Annotated in this window: 26 protein-coding genes; 2 read left to right on the forward strand and 24 right to left on the reverse strand. The window is 60.6% G+C overall.

The window, feature by feature from the left end:
- Window position 1 precedes the first annotated feature (1 nt).
- The 16 genes from ACTJKT_RS02560 to ACTJKT_RS02635 all read right to left on the reverse strand — a co-directional run bounded on the left by ACTJKT_RS02560 (window position 2) and on the right by ACTJKT_RS02635 (window position 9,941).
- On the reverse strand, window positions 2-223 hold the full coding sequence (locus tag ACTJKT_RS02560) for a hypothetical protein (protein ID WP_097302117.1): 222 nt from the start codon (window positions 221-223) through the stop codon (window positions 2-4).
- Window positions 224-310: 87 nt separating this feature from the next.
- A complete protein-coding gene (locus tag ACTJKT_RS02565; RefSeq protein WP_097302115.1) occupies window positions 311-547 on the reverse strand; it encodes a tail fiber assembly protein in 237 nt (78 codons plus the stop codon).
- Between the two features lie 11 nt (window positions 548-558).
- Complete coding sequence (locus ACTJKT_RS02570; protein ID WP_440786095.1) at window positions 559-1,311, reverse strand: hypothetical protein; 753 nt, start codon at window positions 1,309-1,311, stop codon at window positions 559-561.
- A 103-nt stretch (window positions 1,312-1,414) separates the two neighbouring features.
- On the reverse strand, window positions 1,415-1,951 hold the full coding sequence (locus ACTJKT_RS02575; protein ID WP_440786096.1) for a hypothetical protein: 537 nt from the start codon (window positions 1,949-1,951) through the stop codon (window positions 1,415-1,417).
- Entirely contained in the window at window positions 1,948-2,682 is a 735-nt protein-coding gene (locus ACTJKT_RS02580) for a phage tail protein I (RefSeq protein WP_440786097.1), read from the reverse strand. The genes ACTJKT_RS02575 and ACTJKT_RS02580 overlap by 4 nt, the downstream gene beginning before the upstream one ends.
- Complete coding sequence (locus ACTJKT_RS02585; RefSeq protein ID WP_440786098.1) at window positions 2,679-3,674, reverse strand: baseplate J/gp47 family protein; 996 nt, start codon at window positions 3,672-3,674, stop codon at window positions 2,679-2,681. Before ACTJKT_RS02585 ends, ACTJKT_RS02580 begins: the two co-directional genes overlap by 4 nt.
- The gene (locus ACTJKT_RS02590) at window positions 3,671-4,003 is read right to left on the reverse strand and encodes a phage baseplate protein (protein WP_007924012.1); all 333 of its coding nucleotides are present in this window, start codon (window positions 4,001-4,003) and stop codon (window positions 3,671-3,673) included. The genes ACTJKT_RS02585 and ACTJKT_RS02590 overlap by 4 nt, the downstream gene beginning before the upstream one ends.
- A 13-nt stretch (window positions 4,004-4,016) precedes the next feature.
- Window positions 4,017-4,625, reverse strand: a complete 609-nt coding sequence (locus tag ACTJKT_RS02595; RefSeq protein WP_097302108.1) for a phage baseplate assembly protein V — start codon at window positions 4,623-4,625, stop codon at window positions 4,017-4,019.
- Window positions 4,626-4,628: 3 nt separating this feature from the next.
- Window positions 4,629-5,153: a hypothetical protein gene (locus ACTJKT_RS02600; protein ID WP_440786099.1), complete on the reverse strand. Its 525-nt coding sequence runs from the start codon at window positions 5,151-5,153 to the stop codon at window positions 4,629-4,631.
- 242 nt (window positions 5,154-5,395) lie between these two features.
- Complete coding sequence (locus tag ACTJKT_RS02605; RefSeq protein WP_440786100.1) at window positions 5,396-6,037, reverse strand: hypothetical protein; 642 nt, start codon at window positions 6,035-6,037, stop codon at window positions 5,396-5,398.
- A 10-nt stretch (window positions 6,038-6,047) separates the two neighbouring features.
- Window positions 6,048-6,233, reverse strand: coding sequence for a Com family DNA-binding transcriptional regulator (locus ACTJKT_RS02610; protein ID WP_440786341.1), 186 nt, complete (start codon window positions 6,231-6,233; stop codon window positions 6,048-6,050).
- A gap of 270 nt (window positions 6,234-6,503) precedes the next feature.
- Entirely contained in the window at window positions 6,504-7,268 is a 765-nt protein-coding gene (locus ACTJKT_RS02615) for an N-acetylmuramoyl-L-alanine amidase (RefSeq protein WP_440786101.1), read from the reverse strand.
- Between the two features lie 166 nt (window positions 7,269-7,434).
- The gene (locus ACTJKT_RS02620; RefSeq protein WP_053277657.1) at window positions 7,435-7,782 is read right to left on the reverse strand and encodes a phage holin family protein; all 348 of its coding nucleotides are present in this window, start codon (window positions 7,780-7,782) and stop codon (window positions 7,435-7,437) included.
- 102 nt (window positions 7,783-7,884) lie between these two features.
- Complete coding sequence (locus ACTJKT_RS02625; RefSeq protein ID WP_440786102.1) at window positions 7,885-8,466, reverse strand: DUF642 domain-containing protein; 582 nt, start codon at window positions 8,464-8,466, stop codon at window positions 7,885-7,887.
- 8 nt (window positions 8,467-8,474) lie between these two features.
- Entirely contained in the window at window positions 8,475-8,663 is a 189-nt protein-coding gene (locus ACTJKT_RS02630) for a Com family DNA-binding transcriptional regulator (protein ID WP_440786342.1), read from the reverse strand.
- Window positions 8,664-9,206: 543 nt separating this feature from the next.
- On the reverse strand, window positions 9,207-9,941 hold the full coding sequence (locus tag ACTJKT_RS02635) for a LexA family transcriptional regulator (protein ID WP_028681850.1): 735 nt from the start codon (window positions 9,939-9,941) through the stop codon (window positions 9,207-9,209).
- Window positions 9,942-10,128: 187 nt separating this feature from the next.
- On the opposite strand from ACTJKT_RS02635, the gene mutS reads away from it, so the two are divergent.
- Entirely contained in the window at window positions 10,129-12,708 is a 2,580-nt protein-coding gene (gene mutS, locus ACTJKT_RS02640; protein WP_440786103.1) for a DNA mismatch repair protein MutS, read from the forward strand.
- A 142-nt stretch (window positions 12,709-12,850) separates the two neighbouring features.
- Window positions 12,851-13,174, forward strand: coding sequence for a ferredoxin FdxA (gene fdxA, locus ACTJKT_RS02645; protein ID WP_007924025.1), 324 nt, complete (start codon window positions 12,851-12,853; stop codon window positions 13,172-13,174).
- Window positions 13,175-13,676: 502 nt separating this feature from the next.
- Here fdxA and rpoS read toward each other — a convergent pair.
- From rpoS to ACTJKT_RS02685, 8 genes are all read right to left on the reverse strand, one after another.
- Window positions 13,677-14,681: an RNA polymerase sigma factor RpoS gene (gene rpoS, locus ACTJKT_RS02650; protein WP_007924026.1), complete on the reverse strand. Its 1,005-nt coding sequence runs from the start codon at window positions 14,679-14,681 to the stop codon at window positions 13,677-13,679.
- A gap of 106 nt (window positions 14,682-14,787) precedes the next feature.
- A complete protein-coding gene (locus ACTJKT_RS02655) occupies window positions 14,788-15,621 on the reverse strand; it encodes a peptidoglycan DD-metalloendopeptidase family protein (protein WP_025806643.1) in 834 nt (277 codons plus the stop codon).
- A 209-nt stretch (window positions 15,622-15,830) separates the two neighbouring features.
- Window positions 15,831-16,466, reverse strand: coding sequence for a protein-L-isoaspartate(D-aspartate) O-methyltransferase (locus ACTJKT_RS02660; RefSeq protein ID WP_169916052.1), 636 nt, complete (start codon window positions 16,464-16,466; stop codon window positions 15,831-15,833).
- 41 nt (window positions 16,467-16,507) lie between these two features.
- Window positions 16,508-17,257: a 5'/3'-nucleotidase SurE gene (surE, locus tag ACTJKT_RS02665; RefSeq protein WP_440786104.1), complete on the reverse strand. Its 750-nt coding sequence runs from the start codon at window positions 17,255-17,257 to the stop codon at window positions 16,508-16,510.
- A complete protein-coding gene (gene truD / locus ACTJKT_RS02670; RefSeq protein ID WP_440786105.1) occupies window positions 17,245-18,303 on the reverse strand; it encodes a tRNA pseudouridine(13) synthase TruD in 1,059 nt (352 codons plus the stop codon). The genes surE and truD overlap by 13 nt, the downstream gene beginning before the upstream one ends.
- Window positions 18,300-18,773, reverse strand: coding sequence for a 2-C-methyl-D-erythritol 2,4-cyclodiphosphate synthase (gene ispF, locus ACTJKT_RS02675; protein WP_007924033.1), 474 nt, complete (start codon window positions 18,771-18,773; stop codon window positions 18,300-18,302). The genes truD and ispF overlap by 4 nt, the downstream gene beginning before the upstream one ends.
- Before the next feature lie 52 nt (window positions 18,774-18,825).
- On the reverse strand, window positions 18,826-19,677 hold the full coding sequence (fghA, locus tag ACTJKT_RS02680; RefSeq protein WP_440786106.1) for an S-formylglutathione hydrolase: 852 nt from the start codon (window positions 19,675-19,677) through the stop codon (window positions 18,826-18,828).
- A gap of 83 nt (window positions 19,678-19,760) precedes the next feature.
- Complete coding sequence (locus ACTJKT_RS02685) at window positions 19,761-20,873, reverse strand: S-(hydroxymethyl)glutathione dehydrogenase/class III alcohol dehydrogenase (protein ID WP_440786107.1); 1,113 nt, start codon at window positions 20,871-20,873, stop codon at window positions 19,761-19,763.
- Window positions 20,874-20,936 lie beyond the last annotated feature (63 nt).

Raw genomic sequence — 20,936 nt, forward strand, 5'->3', positions numbered from 1 at the left:
GTTATTCAGCCTTCTTGGCAGCGGCCTTCAAGGCCTTGGTGGATGGGGTGGCCGGTTCGGCCTGTTGGCGCGTTTCAAGAACGCGGGTCAGCTCCAGGCGGCCGGCGGCACGCAGGGCACTGGCCTCGACATCGAGCAGTTCCAGTTGCTGGCCGACGCTCGACCAGTGGCCGCCACCGGTGGGGAATGGCACCAGGACGGTGTATTGCTGGCGGATGGACATGTACGAATTTCTCCAGACGCAAAAGCGCCAAAGCCCCTCTGCGGGGCTTTATGCGGGCGAAAAAAAACCGCTTTCGCGGTGGGGGGCTTACTTCAGGAAATCCGGCTTGACCGGCCAGGCGACCGCGTCCGGATCACTGCCCTGATCGGGGATATCACGCAGCCCCTGACGATAGGTGGCAAACGCCGGACGATTGGTCTCGTTCATGGGGTAGTCGGGCATGGCCGCGTAATCACTCGCCGCCAGGTCTTCATCGCGAGCCTTGCGAATCATTTCCCACTTGATGATCGGGTGCAGTTCAGCAGGTACAAAAGTTGGTTTCATTGTTCTTTTCCTTAACTAATAGCCAGCATGGTGCCCCAGTCGCCCGGGTCGGTGACTACGCCGGTGCAGGCACCGGCCAGCATGATTTCAATCAATCCAGTGCTCGAAGTACGCATCGGGTGCAGGTGGTAATAGGAACCGAATACTCCGGAAGGAGAAACCGTCGCGGAGCACCAACGCCATTTGCCTTTCTGCGAACCGGTACTCCAGGCGCCACTGATCGATCCATCAACGACACGCACGAAAGCGCCCATGGTCAGATAAGAGTTCAAGGGCACCGCGGCGACGGCAGCGGCCGACGTCTGGTCGTTTGCATAAGGAAAGGCGAGCCAGGGACTGGCGTCGATTTCCGTCCATTGCATTTGCCAGACATTGATCGCCCCGCGCCAATAGTCCGTTGCCCGGATATCGAAATTGGGGAACTGCTCCCGCACGTCGGCCTGAACCTTGAGCATGAACTCAACGTCTGCTGCTGGACGACCGACTGCCTGGGACGCAGAGGTAATCGAACGCAACTTCGTCGTGGTGACCTGCCCATGAATACCCCAGCTGTCAATCAACGTCCCGGCGGTATTGGGCAACAGGGTGAAGTTCTTGGTGATCGCTAGCCGCGGCAGTCGGATTTTCAGATCCTGAAGCTGCGCATCGTATTGCTGTCTGGCGTCCGCCAGTGCCTTGTCGATCTCGCCAACCTTGCCCGTGACAGTGTTGGTCAAATTATTCGCCGCGCTTACCACCGCGGCCAGTTGCTGTTCTGTACTCAAAGTCTTAACTCCTTAGATTCCATTGATCTTGCTCACAAAGACACTTCCCATTCGGAGCCAAAGGACAGGCCATCGGCACCTGCGAAACCTGACTTGCTGATTTTCAAATGACCTTTTCTTCCAGCGCTCTCACCCGAAAGAGCACCCCAAGCCCACGGGCCATGTTGTCGATACTGGCCGCCGAAAGAGTGGCCAACTCCTCTGTCAGCAAGATGTTGAGATTCTCGGATCCCACCACCACCGTCACGCTGTCTGCCGGCAGCGGCGAAATATCCAGCGTGAACTTTTGCAGCACCCGTGCAGCAGCAGCCTTGTAAGTCAGCAGCTTGCCAGCCACCGAATACACCGCCAGCAGGGTGCCGCTGGCCAGGTAGAAACCGAACTCGCCGATCTCGTATTCGTCCGGACCGTCGAACAGCGCCGCCATCCGCAGCTGGCGCGAACCCAGGTCCTCGTAATCCACGATCGCCACTCGCTGGCGCTCGTTGCGCAAGGCGGTTTCCGTGCCGTCCGGGTTGTAGCGGCCGGTGCCGGCGCCGATGTGGGTGATCTCACCTTTCAAGCCTTGGTTCTTTGCCGCCAACACTTCATCCAGACCGGCGGAAGTGAAGCGAACCAAGCGCGTAATGTCTTCTGTCATAGCTGCGCCCTGAGGTCGTAGTCGTTAATGGTGTAGTGCTGGGAAACCCCGGCACTGTTAAACCGGGCGCCGAGCCCGAATTCAGGCAGTGCTCCGTCAAGACGGAGTTCGCCAGTGCTCAGCGGTGTATGTGCAGCGCAACTCACGCTCAGCGATCCGCGCAGCTTGACCTCGGGCAAGGCCCCAGGCTGGCTGTCATCGCTGATGCTCAGGCCAGGATCGGCGCCAGCGGCCAGTCGCAACCCACCCGTGGTTTGATGGACGATGGTGATGGTGCCGTCGTCGCGCTCGCTCTTGGCGGCGTCGATACGCCGTATCAGGCGATTGTGATCACCGCTGGACCAGTCCCGGACGATGATTGCCTGCACATCGAAGGTGTAGGGCTTGCCCAGCGGTCGCTGCTCGTACCAGGCGGCGATGTTGGGCATGAAACCCAGGGACTCGACGGCGTGGCTCAGGGCCTTGTTGGTCCCGGCCTGGCGCTGGATCTGCCAGGACAGCGCGACGGTCAGGCGTTTTTCGGCTTCACTGGCCTCCGCATCCCACTCATTGACCCCGCGATCCGCCGCCAGATAAGGCAAGAAGTCCACAGGGGTCTGGGTAGGGCTCATCAGTTCGGGAAAGGGTGGGTCCACACGCTCGAGCAAGCGGGCAAAACCGAGATCGAGAGCCTTTTCCAGCGCCGAGCTGTTGGCCGGCAGCAGGCTCAAGCGAGCAGTGTCGTCACTCATAAGATGCGCACCTCCACTTCAACCCCCGTGCAATACGGTGCCTGGAAAGCCGTGGTCACGATCGGTTGCAGCGGCTCGAGAATCTCCAGCTGCACCGCACCCGCCGTATGCAGGGTGTAATCGATCCAGCTCGGATCCACTCGCCCTTCCAGGCGATGACAGCTGTCGGCGTAAGCCTGCAGTTGCCGCTGCGTGGCAACCTGGGTCAGCCCGGAATCGGGGCCCGGGTTGATCTTGGCCACCACGCGGATCTTGTAGGGTTTGATCTGTGCCGCCTGCACCGTCACCCGATCCGTTTCCGGCTTCACGTCCGGTCGTGCAAAGTGTCGGCGCACGCCTTCGAGCAGGTCCTCGGATGGCGTACCGTCGCCTTGCCGCGAGAGCACGGTGACCTGCACTTCGCCCGGTGCAGTGCGGCGACCGTTGCCATCCTTGACCTGAGCGGCGAAGCCGTCTGGATCGAAGGTGTAGGTGACGGTCACCACGCCCGCATCGGTGGAGTCCACCTTCACCGTCGGCCGCTCGCCGAGGGTGAAGACTTCGCGGCGGTACTGCATGCGCGAACCGGCGGCCGGTGCGTGGGGCGCCAGGTAGTAGCGCAGGCGCGCATCTTCGTCGCTTTCGTAGACCGCGGGGACCGGCGGAAAGGCCGCCGGATCGCCCGGGTCGAGCAACTGTCGCTCCAGGCCCATGTCCGCCAGGCGTGCATCGAGATTGCTGCCGGTGGCCCACCAGGCCAGCATCTGTTTGATGCGGGCGTTGTACTTGCGCTCATGGGTTTGCAGGCGCAGGCAGAAGGCTTCCAGCGCCAGGGTCAGCAGCTCGCTTTCGTTGGCCAGGCTGGCCTGCAGTTTCTGCGCAGTGGCGGGGGAACGCTGGGCCACGTAATCGACGACAAAGGTCTTGAACTCGGCGAGCAGCGGCTCGAATTCATCGACGGTGACAATGGTCGGCTCGGCCAACTGGTGTTCACCGGGTATCAGCATGCTCATGTCACGACCTCGAACGTCTGTTGGCGGTTTTTCCAGGTGCCGGCGAAGCGCAACAGCAGCCCGGCGCCGCGCCGACTGGCGACTATGACCTGCGGCTCGAAATCGCCGATGCCGTTCTGCTCGTTGTAGAACGCCTGCGCGGCATGGCTCTGGGCGAGGATCAGCAGGTCATCGCCGAGGTTCTGGCCCAGCAGGTCGGGAATCAGCGAGCCGTACAAAGGGCGCTTCTGCCGGGTGCCCAGCGGCGTGGTCAGGGCGCGGGTCGCGCGCTGCACGAACTGCAGCCAGTCATCGACCGCGGCGCCGGTGTTTCTATCGACTCCAATCATGGGAAGCCTCTTATCAAGGGCTGATGACGCGGCCCTGGTGTTCCACCAGGGGGCCGCTGAAGTGAATGCCGGCGCTGTCGAGCAAGATGCCCACCGCGCCCAGCTGCAGCTCGATCGCTTCGGGCCTCATCGCCAGCCGGGCGGGACCGATGCTCAGCTCGACCGCCTCGCGGGAGGCGGTGAGCGCGGTCGGGCCGTTGCTCCAGCTCAAGACATGGCCGGCATCGTCATAACTGCTTTGGCTGCCATCGGCGTATTGGCGGCGGGTCAGCGCGGCCAGGGTCGACACCGGTGGAAAGCGGTCGCAGTTGAGGCCGAACAGCGCCACCGACTGGGCCCCGCCGTCGCCGCCACCGTAGTTGAGCAGCAGGCACTGCTCGCCCACCGAAGGAATGCGCGATTCGCTTTGCGCGCCGGCGCTGGGGTTGAAGAACCTGATCGCCGGCGTCAGCAGCTCTCCGTGGCTGACCCGGCAGGTGTTGCTGGCCGCATCGACCGACTGGCATACACCGATACGGCAATGGTTTTCTGCGCGCCGGTGCAAGTCATCGAGTTCGGTTTCCATTTCGGCCAGTCGCTCGATGATCGGGCCCAGCTGCATGCGCAGCAGCTCGTCAAACATGGCTCAGCCCTCAAGTGCTTGGTATTGGTCGGGGTCATCGATATTCGAGACTTCCCAGGTGCGGGCGAACTTCGGAATGCCAGTCGGGTCGTCCAGCAATGGCTGCCCGAGGTATAGCGTCTGGGTGAACGACAGCGTCCAGGCCGGGTATTGCTGCTCGCCGCGAATCAGGGTCGAAGGCAGGCCCTCGAGGTTCATGGGCAGGTCGCACTGCGCTGCCGGCAATCCCCAACGGTTATCCGTGGCCAGGTCCTTGAGCACGCTCGCCAAATCGCAGGCCTCGAACCCGGACCGCTCGCCCCCTACAGCCGCTACAGCTTGCAGCGAGATCGTCAGGGCATGGGCGATACGTCCCTCCTGGTTACGAATACCCGGGGCATCGCGCTCGATCGCAATCAGCACCCAGGCCTGGTCGAGCACGGCATCGAAGTCCTGGGGACTGCCAACCTTGAGGCCAAGCCCCGCCCCTCGCAGGGTCTCGGCAATGGCGAAAAACAGCTGCGACGGCTTGTCGATGACTGTGGGCATAGGGGGCTTCCTGTTCAGATATCAGGGTTTGAGATTGCGCGAGGGGGGGGTGCGAATGTGGCGTGATTGGAGGAGCGGTGAACGTCGGTTTGCCGTGTGTCGCGACAGGATTTGATTGACTCGAGAAACCTGTCGCGACTTACGCTGGTGGCTCAAACAGCGTTGTTCCCGGTCGCATGGACAGGCACACCCTCTTTCACCTGGTACGCACTACATCCTGATGCGAGGGAACATGACCTTGATTAGTGGGTGATAAGCATGTCGATGGTGCTGGAATCGCAGACGTAGTTAGCCTTCTTGTCGAGTACCAAATAAATGGCAGACGACTTGGTGACAGGCACTTTACTGGCCGAAAAAACAGCACCAGTGCCTCTGACCAAGCTTCCAGACTGAAGAACTGTGTCGCCCAGATTCAGGGACCAGGCCACGCCATCACCGCAGGAATCGTGGATGCTGTTGACGCGCCCGAGGATGTTTATCTCTCCAGCCACGGGGCTCGCCCAGCGGATGACTGTCTGGCTATTCTGGCCAGGGTGAAAAGCAACGTTGCCGGGCGCGATCGAAAAAGTGCCATTCGCGGTGTAGGTATAGGGTTTGAAATGAACCGACACATGAGCCCCAGATACCGGATCTTGCCAGCAGGTCGCAGGCAAGCCGCTGCACGTATCGGCTTTGAAGTAGGGTAGCGCGGTGTAGTTTTCAGCCTTGTTCACCCCGGAAGAATTCTGCATGAACGACCAGGTAGAGTCAGGAGGAGAACTCTCCTTCGCCAGGATTACATCCCTTGCCAGGTTCCAGGACATGGCGGTGTCTGCCGAGGCGTTCATGGCGGTACCCAAAAGCACCAGCAAGCCGAGCAGTGAGGCACTGACAATTTTCTTCATATTGGTTCACCTATTGAATCGCATGATTGGTTGCGGAGAACTCCGCTCTCATGTCGCTCAAAGGCGATCGCTCGAGGCTCGTGGCCTTCTCATGATTCAACGTCCCGCATCGGGAACATTTGATCTGGAGCTCGGTAAACTCACCCACACGGGCGAGAAGTCGTTTGCAATTACCGCATCTGCATTCTTTTAACATCTGCAAGTCCATTTGATTTTCTGCCAGGTTCCACCTCGCTCATGCGAGCAGTGAGGGACTTGGCAGGCTTGCAGGCTATCTCTGCAATCTGGCGTCTCTTTTGGGTGTTCATGCCCCCTCTTGAATCGCCCTCTCTATTTTCCCGCGCTAAAGAAAAGCCCCGAACTTGTCGGGGCTTTTTGCATTCTTGCAGGCACAAAAAAGCCTGACTCGGTGGCGGGCTTTTCATGTGGTGTCGCGCTGTAACAGCTGAACACCGAGCTATAAAACTCAGACGTACTTCTCGTTCAGCGCATAAAGAATCGCGCAGGTTTCCACATCCAGTTTCCCGGCGTAGTTCTTCGGCCTGAAGTGCATCTGGAATGCCCGCACCAGCGACTGGAAGAAGTCATCCGTCGCCTGCGCCGGCACGCCATAGCCGTAGGTGGCGAAGGCCTTGAGCACTTCGGCACGCTCGGGCAGCCCAGCGGCGCGGAGTTGCTGGACGTATTTCTTCTTGGTCGGCTCGTCGTACCAGGCGCCAATCCCGGCTTTGTAGAGTTCCTTCCAGGGCAGCTTGGGGCCCGGATCGGATTTGCGGCCCACCGCGATATCGGAATGGCCCACCACGTTTTTCGGCGACATGTCCGGATAACGCTGGAGAATATTCAGGGCCAACTGCTTGAGCGCCTCGACCTGGGAGCCTTCGTAATCCGGGAAGGTGAAGACCCCGTTGACGTCGGTGGCCTCGTTGACGATCTCGATGCCGATGGAGGTGTCGTTCAAGCCGCTGCGACCGGCCCAGTCACTGACACCGGCATGCCAGGCGCGGTCTTCTTCGGCCACCAGGTTGAAAATCCTTTGCTCCTGGAAGCCCGCGGCCTGATACGTCGGATCCTGCACCGCCGGAATCAGATAATGAGCGCTCGCCGCGCCGGTGGTCAGGGCCTTGACCGACGCCTCGAAGTTCAGGGCCGTGTAATGCAGCACCAGAAAACGCACCCGCTTGTTGTAGGGCGCAAGGGTGCGATAGCTGTTGTAGTCGATTGGGATCATGGTTTGCCTCTGTTTGAAACGGATGGACGGACGGCGCTGGGCCGTACCTGGCGCCTCCCTGCCGGGAGGGCTGATTGAGCTCGTTCAATACGAGTACGCGTCCTGCGTCAGGCGGGTATCACGGCAGCGTCGACTCAATGAATCGACGATCTGTTTGGGTCGTTATTCAGGAGTCCGAGCGGGAATCCTTGGGCGGCACTTCGCACACACCCAGGCGCTTGGCCGCCCAGCGCTCGTAGAGTCCGATGGCCACGTCGGCGCCCGCCATGGCGGTCAGGCAGCCGAAGGCGCCGGCGGTCCAGATCGATACGCCGGCGGCGTACAGCAGCATGATGGTCGAGACCCCGCAGATCACGCAGGCCCCGGAGCGCAGTGCCAGGCGCCGCAGCAGCAGCCAGCCGCGGGCGCCCTCCTTGTCGGCGCGCCACATTTCGCCGGACACCCCGCCCACCAGGGCGAGGACGATGACAAGCCAGATCGGCATGTCCAGCAACGCTTGTTGCTCGTTTGTCATGTCACGCCTCCTGGGAGCGTTGATGAGTGCAGGGATTGAGTGCAAGACAGCACCGGGTCACCGGCGCTGTCTTCAACCCTGGAAAAGTCCGCTGAACGGGAGTTACAGACGTTCAACAATGACGTTGTCGATAAAGGCAAAGTTGGCGTACGGATTCTGCTCGTTGGAGAACGCCAGAGTCGTTTGCGTGGTAGTGGCGGTGAAGTCGTAGGTCAGGGTGCTCCACTCGATCGCAACGCCTTTGGCGGTCGGTGTATTGAAAGTGGCGGTTTGGCCAGCCACTTTGACCTGAACCACACCGTCGCCCGAACGACCGGCGAACTTCGAATTGCCGGCACTGAACGTCAGTCGGTACTTGGCGCCAACGACAGTGGCAAAGTTCTGTTGAATGCCCCCGCCGTTGCCATAGACATAGTTCGCCAGGTCAACAATCACCAGACCGTCCGCGGCTGCGGAGCCGCCAATCGAAGCCGGCACGTTGAAGTACTCGGCACCGGACAGGAATGTCGTCCAGCCAGTAATGAAGTTGGTTTTTGCCGGGGTATCCAGAATACAGCCACCACTGCAACCGGGCTGTTCGAAGCTGCCGTTGACCAGCAGATTGGCCGCAACAGCATTGGCTGCGGAGCCCAGCAGCACAGCGGCGGCCAGAATGGGAGCGACGTATTTTTTCAAGACTTTCATGTGTTCACCTATGGCTGTGATTGATTGGGTCGTGCTGCCGAAGCAGCACTCATGTCGCTCATAGGCGATAGCTCGGGGCTCGCGGCCCTCACATGATTCAGCGTTCCGCATCGGGAACATTTGATCTGGAGCTCTGCATACTCGCCGATCCGGGCGAGCAGTCTTTTGCAATGTCCACATCGGCAATCTTTCAGCATCTGCAGTGCCTTGTGATGTTCATCGGATCCTTCCTTGTGCATTGGCCATCCAGAGATGAAGCCCGGTATGCCTGTGCGCTTCAGGTAGGCATTCCAAAAAGCCCGGCAATCCGCCGGGCTTTTCAGTAATGCGATCCTTCGCCTTCCTTTCACCCTGTGAACAAAAGGAAGCTGACTTTTCGGCGCTACTGGCGCGGTACGAGTCTATTCAGATTGTTTTTCCGACCGCGGTCCCTGCCCGCCGGATAACTGCTCTTGGTGCTTTACGCTGCACACCCGGGTCAGTTGCCAACCCTCTGAACCGTCGAGGCCGGTTCATCGCTGCCTTTGCTTTTGCCACTAAAGAGCGGTGTTGCTCGCCGCTGTCGGGCGGCTTGGAACGAATAATATGCATGGATGCATATACAGTCAATGCACAAATGCATTTATTTATGCGTAAGAAATGCATGGGCGCATGAAGGCCGCATAAATAAAGGCTCGGAGGGTTTTCCGCGGGCACAAAAAAGCCCGCTCGATGGCGGGCTTTGGCGTTATGGGCTGCGGTTAACGGGCGTACATGCCCCACCAGAAGACGTGACCGAGGATGACGATCTGCTCCTCCTGCATTTCCTGGAAGCTGTAGTCCTCATCCGGGTGTTCGTCGCGGTTGAAGCTACGCAGGCGAATACCGGAAGGCAGGCGATAGAGCTGCTTCACTCGCAGTTGGCCATTGTGGTTGATGGCATACAGGTCGCCATCGATGATGTCGCCGATACCGCACTTGCCGGCATTGACTCCCACCGTGGCGCCGTCGCGCAGCACCGGCAACATGCTGTTGCCGCGTACCGTCACGCACTTGGCCTGGTCGAACTGCACGCCATTGTGCCGCAGGCTGCGCTTGCCGAAGCGCAGACTGGAGCGCTCGCTTTCCTCGATGACGAATCTTCCTGATCCCGCAGCCAATTCAACCTCGCGAAGAAAGGGGACCGACACCTCGTCGTCATCGACAGGGGTATCGTCGTCCCACAGACTTATGTCCTTGAGTTCCGAATGCGGATCGGCCGACCGGGCAGAGGCGACAGCCGCGCGCCCGCGCAGTTGATCGGTGCTCACCTGGAAGTACTCGGCGATCCGCGAGATGTGTTTGTCCGAAGGATCGACAATCTTGCCGCTGAGGATCCGCGAAAGGGTGGATTGAGGCACGCCGGTACGCCGATGGAGTTCCGTGGGGGAAATGCCATCGCGATCGAGCAGCTCTCTTAAGACGGTAGAAACGTTGCGCTTTTGCATAACGCGCATATTGCGGGTTATTTTCGCCGATGACAAATGCTAAAATGCATATTCCTGCATAAAACACCCGAAATCCAGCTGGGTTCATCCCTGCGAAGGTCGGACCGCCCATGGTAACCTTGCGCCCATCGCGAAAAAGCCGGGCCCATGCCCTCTGCTTTTGCCCACCCTTTCAACGAATCAACCTGACGACCCGATGAATAAAGCGCTCACCGATCTGTCCTCCCACACGCCGATGATGCAGCAGTACTGGCGCCTCAAGAACCAGCATCCCGATCAGCTGATGTTCTATCGCATGGGCGACTTCTACGAAATCTTCTATGAAGACGCAAAGAAGGCCGCCAAGTTGCTGGACATCACCCTGACCGCGCGCGGGCAGTCGGCTGGCCAGGCGATTCCGATGTGCGGGATTCCTTATCACGCCGCCGAAGGTTACCTGGCCAAGCTGGTGAAGCTGGGCGAGTCGGTGGTGATCTGTGAGCAGGTCGGCGACCCGGCCACCAGCAAGGGCCCGGTGGAGCGCCAGGTGGTGCGGATCATCACCCCGGGGACCGTCAGCGACGAGGCACTGCTCGACGAGCGCCGGGATAACCTGATCGCGGCGGTGCTGGGCGACGAGCGCCTGTTCGGCCTCGCGGTGCTGGACATCACCAGCGGCAACTTCACGGTCCTGGAAATCAAGGGCTGGGAAAACCTGCTGGCCGAGCTGGAACGCATCAACCCGGTGGAACTGCTGATCCCGGACGATTGGCCGCGAGGCCTGCCGGCGGAAAAACGCCGCGGTGTGCGTCGTCGCGCGCCTTGGGACTTCGAGCGCGACTCGGCTCACAAGAGCCTGTGCCAGCAGTTCTCCACCCAGGACCTCAAGGGTTTCGGCTGCGAGAACCTGACCCTGGCCATCGGCGCCGCGGGCTGCCTGCTGGGCTATGCCAAGGAAACCCAGCGCACCGCCCTGCCCCACCTGCGCAGCCTGCGCCACGAACGCCTGGACGACACCGTGGTGCTCGACGGCGCCAGCCGGCGCAACCTGGAGCTGGACACCAACCTCGCCGGTGGTCGCGACAACACCCTGCAGTCGGTGGTCGACCGTTGCCAGACCGCCATGGGCAGCCGCCTGCTGACCCGCTGGCTGAACCGCCCGCTGCGGGACTTGAAAGTCCTGCAGGCGCGGCAGACCTCGATCGGCTGCCTGCTGGACGGTTACCGCTTCGAAAGGCTGCAACCGCAGCTCAAGGAGATTGGCGACATCGAGCGGATCCTCGCCCGTATCGGCCTGCGCAACGCCCGTCCCCGCGACCTGGCGCGCCTGCGCGATGCCCTGGCGGCGCTGCCGGAACTGCAAGTGGCGATGACCGAGCTTGAAGCCGAGCACCTGAGCCAACTGGCCGTGACCACCAGCACCTACCCGGAACTGGCCGCGTTGCTGGAAAAAGCCATCATCGACAACCCGCCGGCGGTGATCCGCGACGGCGGCGTGCTGAAGACCGGCTACGACTCCGAGCTGGACGAACTGCAATCGCTGAGCGAAAACGCCGGCCAGTTCCTCATCGACCTGGAAGCCCGGGAAAAGGCCCGTACCGGCCTGGCCAACCTGAAAGTCGGCTACAACCGGATTCACGGCTACTTCATCGAGTTGCCGAGTAAACAGGCCGAGCAGGCCCCGGCGGACTACATCCGCCGTCAGACCCTCAAGGGCGCCGAACGCTTTATCACCCCGGAGCTCAAGGCTTTCGAGGATAAGGCGCTGTCCGCCAAGAGCCGCGCGCTGGCCCGCGAGAAGATGCTCTACGAAGCCTTGCTGGAAACCCTGATCGGTCACCTGCCGCCCCTGCAGGACACCGCCGGTGCCCTGGCCGAGCTGGACGTGCTGAGCAACCTGGCCGAGCGAGCGCTAAACCTCGACCTCAATTGCCCACGTTTCGTCAGCGAGCCGTGCATGCGCATCACCCAGGGTCGTCACCCGGTGGTCGAGCAGGTATTGACCACACCGTTCGTGGCCAACGACCTGAGCCTGGACGATCAGACCCGGATGCTGGTGATCACCGGTCCGAACATGGGTGGTAAATCCACTTATATGCGGCAAACCGCGCTGATCGTGCTGCTGGCCCATATCGGCAGCTTCGTGCCGGCGGCGAGCTGTGAGCTGTCCCTGGTGGACCGGATCTTCACCCGGATCGGCTCCAGCGATGACCTGGCCGGTGGTCGTTCCACCTTCATGGTGGAAATGAGCGAAACCGCCAACATCCTGCACAACGCTACCGAACGCAGCCTGGTGCTGATGGACGAAGTGGGCCGCGGCACCAGTACCTTCGATGGTCTGTCCCTGGCCTGGGCTGCGGCAGAACGTCTCGCCCAGCTGCGGGCGTACACCCTGTTCGCCACCCACTACTTCGAGCTCACCGTCCTGCCGGAAAGCGAACCTCTGGTCGCCAACGTGCACCTCAATGCCACCGAGCACAACGAGCGCATCGTGTTCCTGCACCATGTGCTGCCAGGCCCTGCCAGCCAGAGCTATGGCCTGGCCGTGGCCCAGCTGGCGGGGGTTCCGGGCGATGTGATCGTCCGCGCCCGCGAGCACCTGAGTCGCCTGGAGACCACCAGCCTGCCCCATGAAGCGCCGCCTGCGGTACCGGGCAAGGCTTCGGTCCCGCAGCAAAGCGACATGTTCGCCAGCCTGCCGCACCCGGTCCTCGATGACCTGGCCAAGCTCGATCTGGATGACATGACCCCGCGCAAGGCACTGGAAATGCTCTATACATTGAAGACACGCATCTAACGCTGATGCTTTCAAGCTGTTAGAATCTCGCGCGGTTTGGGATGCTGCGGACTATTAGCCTGGTCCGCAGACTATCGCTCCCGAACCTGGCGACCCCGTCCTGAAGGGGCTCCGCTGCCGCCGCCTGAGGAGAGAATTAGAAATGACCTTCGTCGTCACCGACAACTGCATCAAGTGCAAGTACACCGACTGCGTAGAAGTCTGTCCGGTGGACTGCTTTTACGAAGGCCCGAACTTCCTGGTGATTCACCCGGATGAGTGCATTGACTGCGCGCTGTGCGAGCCTGAATGCCCCGCTGTAGCGATCTTCTCCGAGGACGAAGTTCCGGAAGAGATGCAGGAGTTCATTCAGTTGAACGTTGAGCTGGCCGAGATCTGGCCCAATATCACTGAAAAGAAAGATTCCCTGCCCGATGCCGAAGAGTGGGATGGCGTCAAAGGCAAGATCAAAGATCTCGAACGCTGATTACCTCGCGTTCCCCAAAAAGGCCCCTTGTGGGCCTTTTTGCTATTTCGGATTCACTTTTAAGCAGGCAAAAAAAAAGGGGCGGTATGACCCGCCCACCTTTTTTCCCTAGTCCCTGTGTTCCTTTTCATCGTCCTGATGAATCGCGTCCTGCGATGTCCTGACCATCATCCTTGATGGCTGTGTCTATCCGTCGACACAGGGCTGATATTAGAGAGTTTCCATGACAGAGCAATGGCACTGACAGGCAGAAAAAGTGTCGAACACAGCTCTAAAAATAAAATTAAGCTCTTATTAATCAATTAGATAACTAAAAACCTCAGGTTAAACAGACAACTTTCATACCGCATAAAAACCGAACACTTACGAAAGAGTAAGCCTTTGCTTACATGCTCTTTCAGCTATTGAACGCCCGCCCGCGAATTTCATCTGATGCCTATCGATCACCCAATAAAAAGCCCCGAACCTGTCGGGGCTTTTCACGGCAGGATTGCTCTTACCGTTACTGGAACAGCGACTCGCTGGACAGGCCGTTCTTCTCGAGGATCTCACGCAGACGCTTGAGACCTTCGACCTGGATCTGGCGTACCCGCTCTCGGGTAAGCCCGATCTCCAGGCCCACATCTTCCAGGGTGCTGCTCTCGTGGCCGCGCAAGCCGAAGCGGCGAACCACCACTTCACGCTGCTTGTCGGTCAGTTCGGAAAGCCACTGATCGATGCTTTGCGACAGGTCGTCATCCTGCAGCAGCTCGCACGGATCGGTAGGACGATCGTCGGTGAGGGTGTCCAGCAGGGTTTTATCCGAATCCGGACCCAGCGAGACGTCGACTGAAGAAACCCGCTCGTTCAAGCCCAGCATGCGCTTGACCTCACCTACCGGTTTCTCCAGCAGGTTGGCGATTTCTTCAGGGGAGGGTTCATGGTCGAGTTTCTGTGTCAGCTCCCGTGCTGCCCGCAGGTAGACGTTGAGCTCTTTGACCACATGAATCGGCAGCCGGATAGTCCGGGTCTGGTTCATGATTGCCCGTTCGATGGTTTGACGGATCCACCAGGTGGCATAGGTCGAGAAGCGGAAACCGCGCTCCGGATCGAACTTCTCCACCGCCCGGATCAAACCGAGGTTGCCCTCTTCGATCAGGTCCAGCAGCGAAAGCCCACGATTGACATAACGTCGGGCGATTTTCACCACCAGACGCAGGTTGCTTTCAATCATGCGCTTGCGCCCGGCCGGATCACCACTTTGCGACAGGCGCGCAAAATGAACTTCTTCTTCCGGAGAGAGCAATGGGGAAAAGCCGATTTCATTGAGATACAGCTGCGTCGCGTCGAGCGCTCGCGTGTAATCAATGTATTTGTGTTGCTTCAGTGAAGCGGAGTGTTTGGATTTGGCACGAACTGAAGGTACAGCAGATCCCTCATTCGACATCGAATCAGTGGCGATATCCGTCTCCATAAGGAGAACTTCATCGTCGATGTCAAACTCCGGCACTTCTTTACTGAGAGCCATTGTTATAGTCCTTTGGTGAGTTCGACCTCAGGCTCAAGCGACGCCTTTATCCTTGGCAACGCTGGAACCTGTTCCCTCTACGTGACGGAACAGGCTTGGTAACGGATCAACGACGTGGCAGGAATTGCAGCGGATCCACAGGTTTACCTTGTCGGCGAATCTCAAAGTGCAGTTTCACCCGGTCTGTACCAGTTGATCCCATTTCGGCAATTGTCTGTCCGACTTTGACCTGCTGCCCCTCCCGAACCAACAGCCTACGGTTGTGGCCGTAAGCACTGACGTAGGTATCGCTGTGTTTGATGATGACCAGTTCGCCGTAGCCCCTTAAGCCACTCCCGGCGTAAACCACCGTCCCATCAGACGCAGCTAAAACAGGCTGTCCCAAATCCCCGGCGATATCAATGCCTTTATTCAAACTACCGTTTGAAGAGAATTTTCCAATCAGAATACCGTTCGCAGGCCAGCCCCAGCCCTTTGGCGCGGGGCCTGCAGGCGGTAATGGAGCCGGCGCGGGCTGGCTCGCAATCGTTGGCGCGGCCCCTGCCGGACGACGAATTACCGTGGTTTTACTTGAAGAAGATGCACTGGAAGCCGACTTTGTAACCACCGCTGTCGGTGCCGAACCCGAACGACCGTCGAAGCGGATGGTCTGCCCCGGGTGAATGGTGTACGGCTCGGCAATGTTGTTGCGCGCGGCCAGGGCCTTGTAGTCCCAGCCATAACGGAAGGCGATCGAGAACAGGGTGTCGCCGCGACGAACCGTGTATTGCCCGGTGGTCACCGTCGGGCGCTGCGGTACCGCACTGGTGCGATCGACGACCCGGGCGCTGCTCGACTTATTGCTCGAACACCCGACCAACAGAGAACTCAAGACAAGGCCAATCACCAGTCGCTGAAAGCTTGTTGTACCCATACGCTGCGCAATGACTGTGAGACTCACCCGCCGCTCCCTTTGTGGTGGTTGAAGATAAATAGTGCCTGGCTAAGGCATAAAATGTCGCAAGTATAACCGGCCATCCGCGCTTTACTCCCGGCAAAGCGAAATCGGCAGGTACCGGCTTATCGATCAGGGTTCAGCGTTACTTAACCGATTGATCAAGCTGTAAGACCAAGCCGATCAAACAGAATTCACCCGTTCCAAACAAATGCTCAGGCCAACGGCCCGTTGAGCAAGGGAACGAAGCGAACCGCGCCGAGAACCTGCCGCGAAAACCCCTGCTCTTCACGAATGACCAGCATCAGTTGCTGCACTTCGCCGGCACCGACCGGAATCACCATCCGGCCACCCGGCGCCAATTGGTCCAGCAGCGCCTGAGGGATGTCGGTGGCGACCGCCGTCACGATGATCCCGTTGTACGGCGCCAGCGCCGGCCAGCCTTCCCAGCCGTCACCCCAGCGGAAAACCACGTTGCGCAGGTTCAGCTCGACCAGACGTTCCTTGGCCCGGTCCTGCAACACCTTGATGCGCTCGACCGAGAACACCCGCTCCACCAGCTGCGACAACACCGCCGTCTGGTAACCCGAGCCGGTGCCGATCTCCAGCACCTTGTCCAACGGGCCGGCCGCCAGCAGCAGCTCGCTCATGCGCGCCACCATATAAGGCTGGGAGATCGTCTGGTTGTGCCCGATCGGCAAGGCCGTGTCTTCATAGGCGCGATGCGCCAGGGCCTCGTCGACGAACAGATGCCGCGGCGTACGCCGAATGACTTCCAGCACCTGGGTGTTGGACAGGCCTTCATCGTAAAGACGCTGGATCAAGCGTTCGCGGGTACGCTGGGAAGTCATCCCGATACCGCGACGCAGCAAATCGTCTTGTTCGCGAGCCATCAGCGCAGCCCCTCCAGCCAGCCATCAAGACTTCTGAAGGCATCATTGAAGGTACGGTCGAACTGCAACGGCGTGACCGAGACATAACCCTGCATGATGGCGTGGAAGTCAGTCCCCGGGCCGCCGTCCTCGGCGTCCCCCGCCGCGGCGATCCAGTAACCGGCCTTGCCGCGCGGGTCGACCGTCTTCATCGGCGCCGCCGCCCGGGCGCGATGACCCAGGCGGGTCAGCTGAATGCCGCGAATGTGATCGAGGGGCAGATTGGGAATGTTCACGTTCAGTACGGTACGTGGTGGAAGATCCAGCTGCCCATGGGCCTCGACCAGTTTGCGGGCGAAATAGGCAGCCGTCGGCAGATTATCCACCTGACGCGAGACAAACGAAAAGGCAAATGCAGGAAGCCCCAGAAAACGCCCTTCCAGGGCCGCGGCGACGGTACCGGAATACAGCACGTCGTCGCCCAGGTTCGCCCCGAGGTTGATTCCGGACACGACCATGTCCGGATCGCGCTCCAGCAGCCCGTTGAGGCCCAGGTGCACGCAATCGGTGGGGGTGCCATTGATACTGATGAAACCGTTACTCAAGGTGTGCGGGTGCAACGGCCGGTCGAGCGTCAGCGAGCTGCTGGCGCCGCTTTTGTCCTGGTCCGGGGCGATCACCACACACTCGGCGTAATCCGCCAGCGCAGCATGAAGCGCGGCGAGACCGGGTGCTGTTACACCATCGTCGTTAGAAATCAGAATACGCATGGGCTGTCCGTCTGCCCCACCGGCACCAGATCGACGAGTTCACGCACCAATACGGTGGCGAAGCATCCGGCCGGCAGGACGAATTCCAGTTGCAGAATGTCAGGCTCGGGATAATGCCACGTCAACCCGCCAATGGGCAGCCGCAGGATGCGACGTTCGTGGCTCATTCCGGCTTTAATCAACCAATCGCGCAGATCCGCTTCGTCGGCGGCCACCTGCTGCTCCAGCAGATGGGTCGCCCCGGCGGCAGGCGACTCGCCTTCGCCCCACTGCGGGCCGGTCGGGTGCAAGTCGAGGATAGCCAGGCGCGGATCGCTGCATTCGGCTTCGCCGGCCGGGAAAAAGCTGCGGCTGTCGGTGAAGGCCAGCAGGTCGCCGACCTGGGCCCGCTGCCAGCTGCCATCGGCCACACGCGCCGCCAGCACCCGGTTGAACAGGTAGCTGCGCGCGGTGGAAAGCAGCCGCGAACGCACGTTGCGCTGTTCCGGCAGGGCCTTGCGGGCGGCCCAATCGCGGGCATCCACCAGGTTGCCGCCGTCATGGCCAAAACGCTGGGCGCCGAAGTAGTTGGGAATGCCCTGTTTGGCGATCGATTGCAGGCGCTCTTCGATCCCCGCCTTGTCTGCCTTCAACTCGGTCAGGCGCAAGGTAAAGCCGTTGGCCGCGTGGGCGCCGCGTTGCAGCTTGCGCTTGTGGCGGGTCAGCTTGAGGATCTTCAGCGTGTCGTTTTCAGCGGCCGACAGATCGGGGTCGGCCTTGCCGGGCAACTGCACGCTGAACCACTGCCGGGTCAGCGCCTGGCGATCCTTCAAGCCGGCATAGCTGACGGTGCGCAACGGTACACCCGCGGCCTTGGCAATCCGCCGTGCCGCTTCTTCGGTGTTCAGACCGCGCTTTTCCACCCACAACCACAGGTGCTCGCCTTCGCCGGTCAGGGGAATATCAAGGACTTCGTCGACCTGGAAGTCTTCGGCGCTGGCCTTCAGTACCGCGCTGCCCAGGGCTTCGCCATAGGCCCGCGGGCCCAACAGTTGCAGTTCGTTCATGCGCGCAGCAACAAGGCAACGGAATGTACGGCGATGCCTTCTTCGCGCCCGACGAAGCCGAGCTTTTCGGTGGTGGTGGCCTTGACGTTCACTTGATCCAGCTCGACTTGCAGATCCGCGGCAATCAGCGCGCGCATCGTTTCAATATGGGGAGCCATCTTCGGCGCCTGGGCCACGATGGTGTTATCGACGTTGCCGACCTTCCAGCCCTTGGCATGGATCAGTGCGACGACATGACGCAACAGCGCGCGGCTGTCGGCGCCCTTGAACTGCGGATCAGTGTCCGGAAAATGTTTGCCGATGTCGCCCAGTGCGGCAGCACCCAGCAAGGCATCGCTCAGAGCGTGCAACAGCACGTCGCCGTCGGAGTGGGCGAGCAGCCCGAAGCTGTGGGCAATCCGCACACCGCCCAGAGTGATGAAATCGCCTTCAGCGAAACGGTGCACATCGTAGCCGTGGCCAATACGCATAAAAAAACGCCCTGATTGAGTCAGGGCGTGATTCTACCTGCTTTGGCGGACATTAGGCGCTCAGAGCGCGCGCATGATGCTGCAGGTGGTCGCCAATGAAGCTGGCGATGAAGAAATAGCTGTGGTCGTAGCCGGGTTGCAGGCGCAACGTCAGCGGATGACCCGCGGCTTTCGCCGCCTGTTGCAGCACTTCGGGCTTGAGCTGATTGGCCAGGAAATCGTCACGATCGCCCTGATCCACCAGCAACGGCAGCTTTTCGCTGGCCTCCTGGATCAGCACGCTGGCATCCCACTCGCGCCAACGGGAGCGCTCTTCGCCCAGGTAACGGGAAAAGGCTTTCTGCCCCCACGGGCAATCCATCGGGTTGCTGATCGGCGCGAAGGCCGATACCGACTGGTAGCGCCCCGGATTGCGCAACGCGCAGACCAGAGCACCGTGGCCGCCCATGGAGTGCCCGCTGATGCCGCGCTTGTCCGAGGCCGGGAAATGCGCCTCGACCAATGCCGGCAGCTCCTGCACCACATAGTCATGCATGCGGTAATGCTCGGCCCAAGGCTGCTGGGTGGCATTCAGGTAGAACCCGGCCCCCAGGCCAAAGTCCCAGGCGCCATCCGGATCGCCCGGCACGCCTGGACCGCGCGGACTGGTATCCGGCGCGACGATGATCAATCCCAGCTCGGCGGCCAGGCACTGGGCGCCGGCCTTTTGCATGAAGTTCTCGTCGGTGCAGGTCAGGCCGGACAACCAGTACAACACCGGCAGCTTGCCGCCCTGCTCCGCCTGCGGTGGCAGGTAGACGGCAAACACCATGTCGCAGCCCAGCACCTCGGAATGATGCTTGTAGCGTTTGTGCCAGCCGCCGAAGCTTTTCTGGCAGGACAGGTTTTCCAGACTCATGGGCATTTCAGCCGCAAGCTTCAAGCTTCAAGCTGCAAGTTGGCGGTAATCGCTCTTGCAGCTTCTGGCTTGCCGCTTGCCACTGCTCCTTAGAAATGAATGACGGTACGGATGCTCTTGCCTTCGTGCATCAGGTCGAAGGCCTTGTTGATGTCCTCCAGCCCCATGGTGTGGGTGATGAAGGTTTCCAACGGGATTTCGCCGGTCTGGGCCATTTCCACATAGCTTGGCAACTCGGAACGCCCACGCACGCCGCCGAACGCCGAACCGCGCCAGACGCGACCGGTCACCAGCTGGAACGGACGGGTGGAGATTTCCTGGCCGGCACCGGCCACGCCGATGATCACCGACTCGCCCCAGCCCTTGTGGCAGCACTCCAGCGCGGCACGCATCAGCTGCACGTTACCGATGCACTCGAAGGAGAAGTCCACGCCGCCGTCGGTCATGTCGACAATGACCTCCTGGATCGGCCGGTCGAAGTCTTTCGGGTTCACGCAATCGGTGGCGCCCAACTGTTTGGCGATTTCGAACTTGGCCGGGTTGATGTCGATGGCGATGATCCGGCCAGCCTTGGCTTTCACGGCGCCGATCACCGCCGACAGGCCGATACCGCCCAGGCCGAAGATCGCCACGGTGTCGCCGGCCTTGACCTTGGCGGTGTTGATCACCGCGCCGATCCCGGTGGTGACGCCGCAACCCAGCAGGCAGACTTTTTCCAGAGGCGCTTCTTTAGGGATCTTGGCGACCGAGATTTCCGGCAACACGGTGTACTCGGAAAAGGTCGAAGTGCCCATGTAGTGGAAAATCGGCTGGCCTTTATAGGAGAAACGGGTGGTGCCGTCCGGCATCAGGCCCTTGCCCTGGGTGGCGCGGATCGCCTGGCACAGGTTGGTCTTGCCCGACAGGCAGAATTTGCACTTGCCGCATTCCGGGGTGTACAGCGGGATCACATGGTCGCCCACGGCCACCGAGGTCACGCCCTCGCCGATGGCCTCGACCACGGCCCCGCCTTCGTGACCGAGGATCGACGGGAAGATGCCTTCCGGGTCGGCACCGGACAGGGTGTAGGCGTCGGTGTGGCACACGCCGGAAGCGACGACCCGCAACAACACCTCGCCGGCCTTGGGCATGGCGACATCGACTTCAACGATCTCAAGGGGTTTCTTGGCCTCGAAGGCAACGGCAGCGCGCGACTTGATCATCCTGGGTCTCCAGCGAATAAAAACGAGACAGGGAGTGTAAAACAGCGCCTGGCGATGAATAAT

It is taken from the genome of Pseudomonas sp. 22526 (assembly GCF_052044735.1).
Classification (GTDB): domain Bacteria; phylum Pseudomonadota; class Gammaproteobacteria; order Pseudomonadales; family Pseudomonadaceae; genus Aquipseudomonas; species Aquipseudomonas piscium.

Excerpts from the sequence above, each read along its gene's own strand:
- ACTJKT_RS02560 (WP_097302117.1), bottom strand. The coding sequence starts at position 223 with ATGTCCATCCGCCAGCAATACACCGTCCTGGTGCCATTCCCCACCGGT.
- ACTJKT_RS02565 (WP_097302115.1), bottom strand. The coding sequence starts at position 547 with ATGAAACCAACTTTTGTACCTGCTGAACTGCACCCGATCATCAAGTGG.
- ACTJKT_RS02575 (WP_440786096.1), bottom strand. The coding sequence starts at position 1,951 with ATGACAGAAGACATTACGCGCTTGGTTCGCTTCACTTCCGCCGGTCTG.
- ACTJKT_RS02580 (WP_440786097.1), bottom strand. The coding sequence starts at position 2,682 with ATGAGTGACGACACTGCTCGCTTGAGCCTGCTGCCGGCCAACAGCTCG.
- ACTJKT_RS02585 (WP_440786098.1), bottom strand. The coding sequence starts at position 3,674 with ATGAGCATGCTGATACCCGGTGAACACCAGTTGGCCGAGCCGACCATT.
- ACTJKT_RS02590 (WP_007924012.1), bottom strand. The coding sequence starts at position 4,003 with ATGATTGGAGTCGATAGAAACACCGGCGCCGCGGTCGATGACTGGCTG.
- ACTJKT_RS02595 (WP_097302108.1), bottom strand. The coding sequence starts at position 4,625 with ATGTTTGACGAGCTGCTGCGCATGCAGCTGGGCCCGATCATCGAGCGA.
- ACTJKT_RS02600 (WP_440786099.1), bottom strand. The coding sequence starts at position 5,153 with ATGCCCACAGTCATCGACAAGCCGTCGCAGCTGTTTTTCGCCATTGCC.
- ACTJKT_RS02605 (WP_440786100.1), bottom strand. The coding sequence starts at position 6,037 with ATGAAGAAAATTGTCAGTGCCTCACTGCTCGGCTTGCTGGTGCTTTTG.
- ACTJKT_RS02610 (WP_440786341.1), bottom strand. The coding sequence starts at position 6,233 with ATGTTAAAAGAATGCAGATGCGGTAATTGCAAACGACTTCTCGCCCGT.
- ACTJKT_RS02615 (WP_440786101.1), bottom strand. The coding sequence starts at position 7,268 with ATGATCCCAATCGACTACAACAGCTATCGCACCCTTGCGCCCTACAAC.
- ACTJKT_RS02620 (WP_053277657.1), bottom strand. The coding sequence starts at position 7,782 with ATGACAAACGAGCAACAAGCGTTGCTGGACATGCCGATCTGGCTTGTC.
- ACTJKT_RS02625 (WP_440786102.1), bottom strand. The coding sequence starts at position 8,466 with ATGAAAGTCTTGAAAAAATACGTCGCTCCCATTCTGGCCGCCGCTGTG.
- ACTJKT_RS02630 (WP_440786342.1), bottom strand. The coding sequence starts at position 8,663 with ATGCTGAAAGATTGCCGATGTGGACATTGCAAAAGACTGCTCGCCCGG.
- ACTJKT_RS02635 (WP_028681850.1), bottom strand. The coding sequence starts at position 9,941 with ATGCGCGTTATGCAAAAGCGCAACGTTTCTACCGTCTTAAGAGAGCTG.
- mutS (WP_440786103.1), top strand. The coding sequence starts at position 10,129 with ATGAATAAAGCGCTCACCGATCTGTCCTCCCACACGCCGATGATGCAG.
- fdxA (WP_007924025.1), top strand. The coding sequence starts at position 12,851 with ATGACCTTCGTCGTCACCGACAACTGCATCAAGTGCAAGTACACCGAC.
- rpoS (WP_007924026.1), bottom strand. The coding sequence starts at position 14,681 with ATGGCTCTCAGTAAAGAAGTGCCGGAGTTTGACATCGACGATGAAGTT.
- ACTJKT_RS02660 (WP_169916052.1), bottom strand. The coding sequence starts at position 16,466 with ATGACTTCCCAGCGTACCCGCGAACGCTTGATCCAGCGTCTTTACGAT.
- surE (WP_440786104.1), bottom strand. The coding sequence starts at position 17,257 with ATGCGTATTCTGATTTCTAACGACGATGGTGTAACAGCACCCGGTCTC.
- truD (WP_440786105.1), bottom strand. The coding sequence starts at position 18,303 with ATGAACGAACTGCAACTGTTGGGCCCGCGGGCCTATGGCGAAGCCCTG.
- ispF (WP_007924033.1), bottom strand. The coding sequence starts at position 18,773 with ATGCGTATTGGCCACGGCTACGATGTGCACCGTTTCGCTGAAGGCGAT.
- fghA (WP_440786106.1), bottom strand. The coding sequence starts at position 19,677 with ATGCCCATGAGTCTGGAAAACCTGTCCTGCCAGAAAAGCTTCGGCGGC.
- ACTJKT_RS02685 (WP_440786107.1), bottom strand. The coding sequence starts at position 20,873 with ATGATCAAGTCGCGCGCTGCCGTTGCCTTCGAGGCCAAGAAACCCCTT.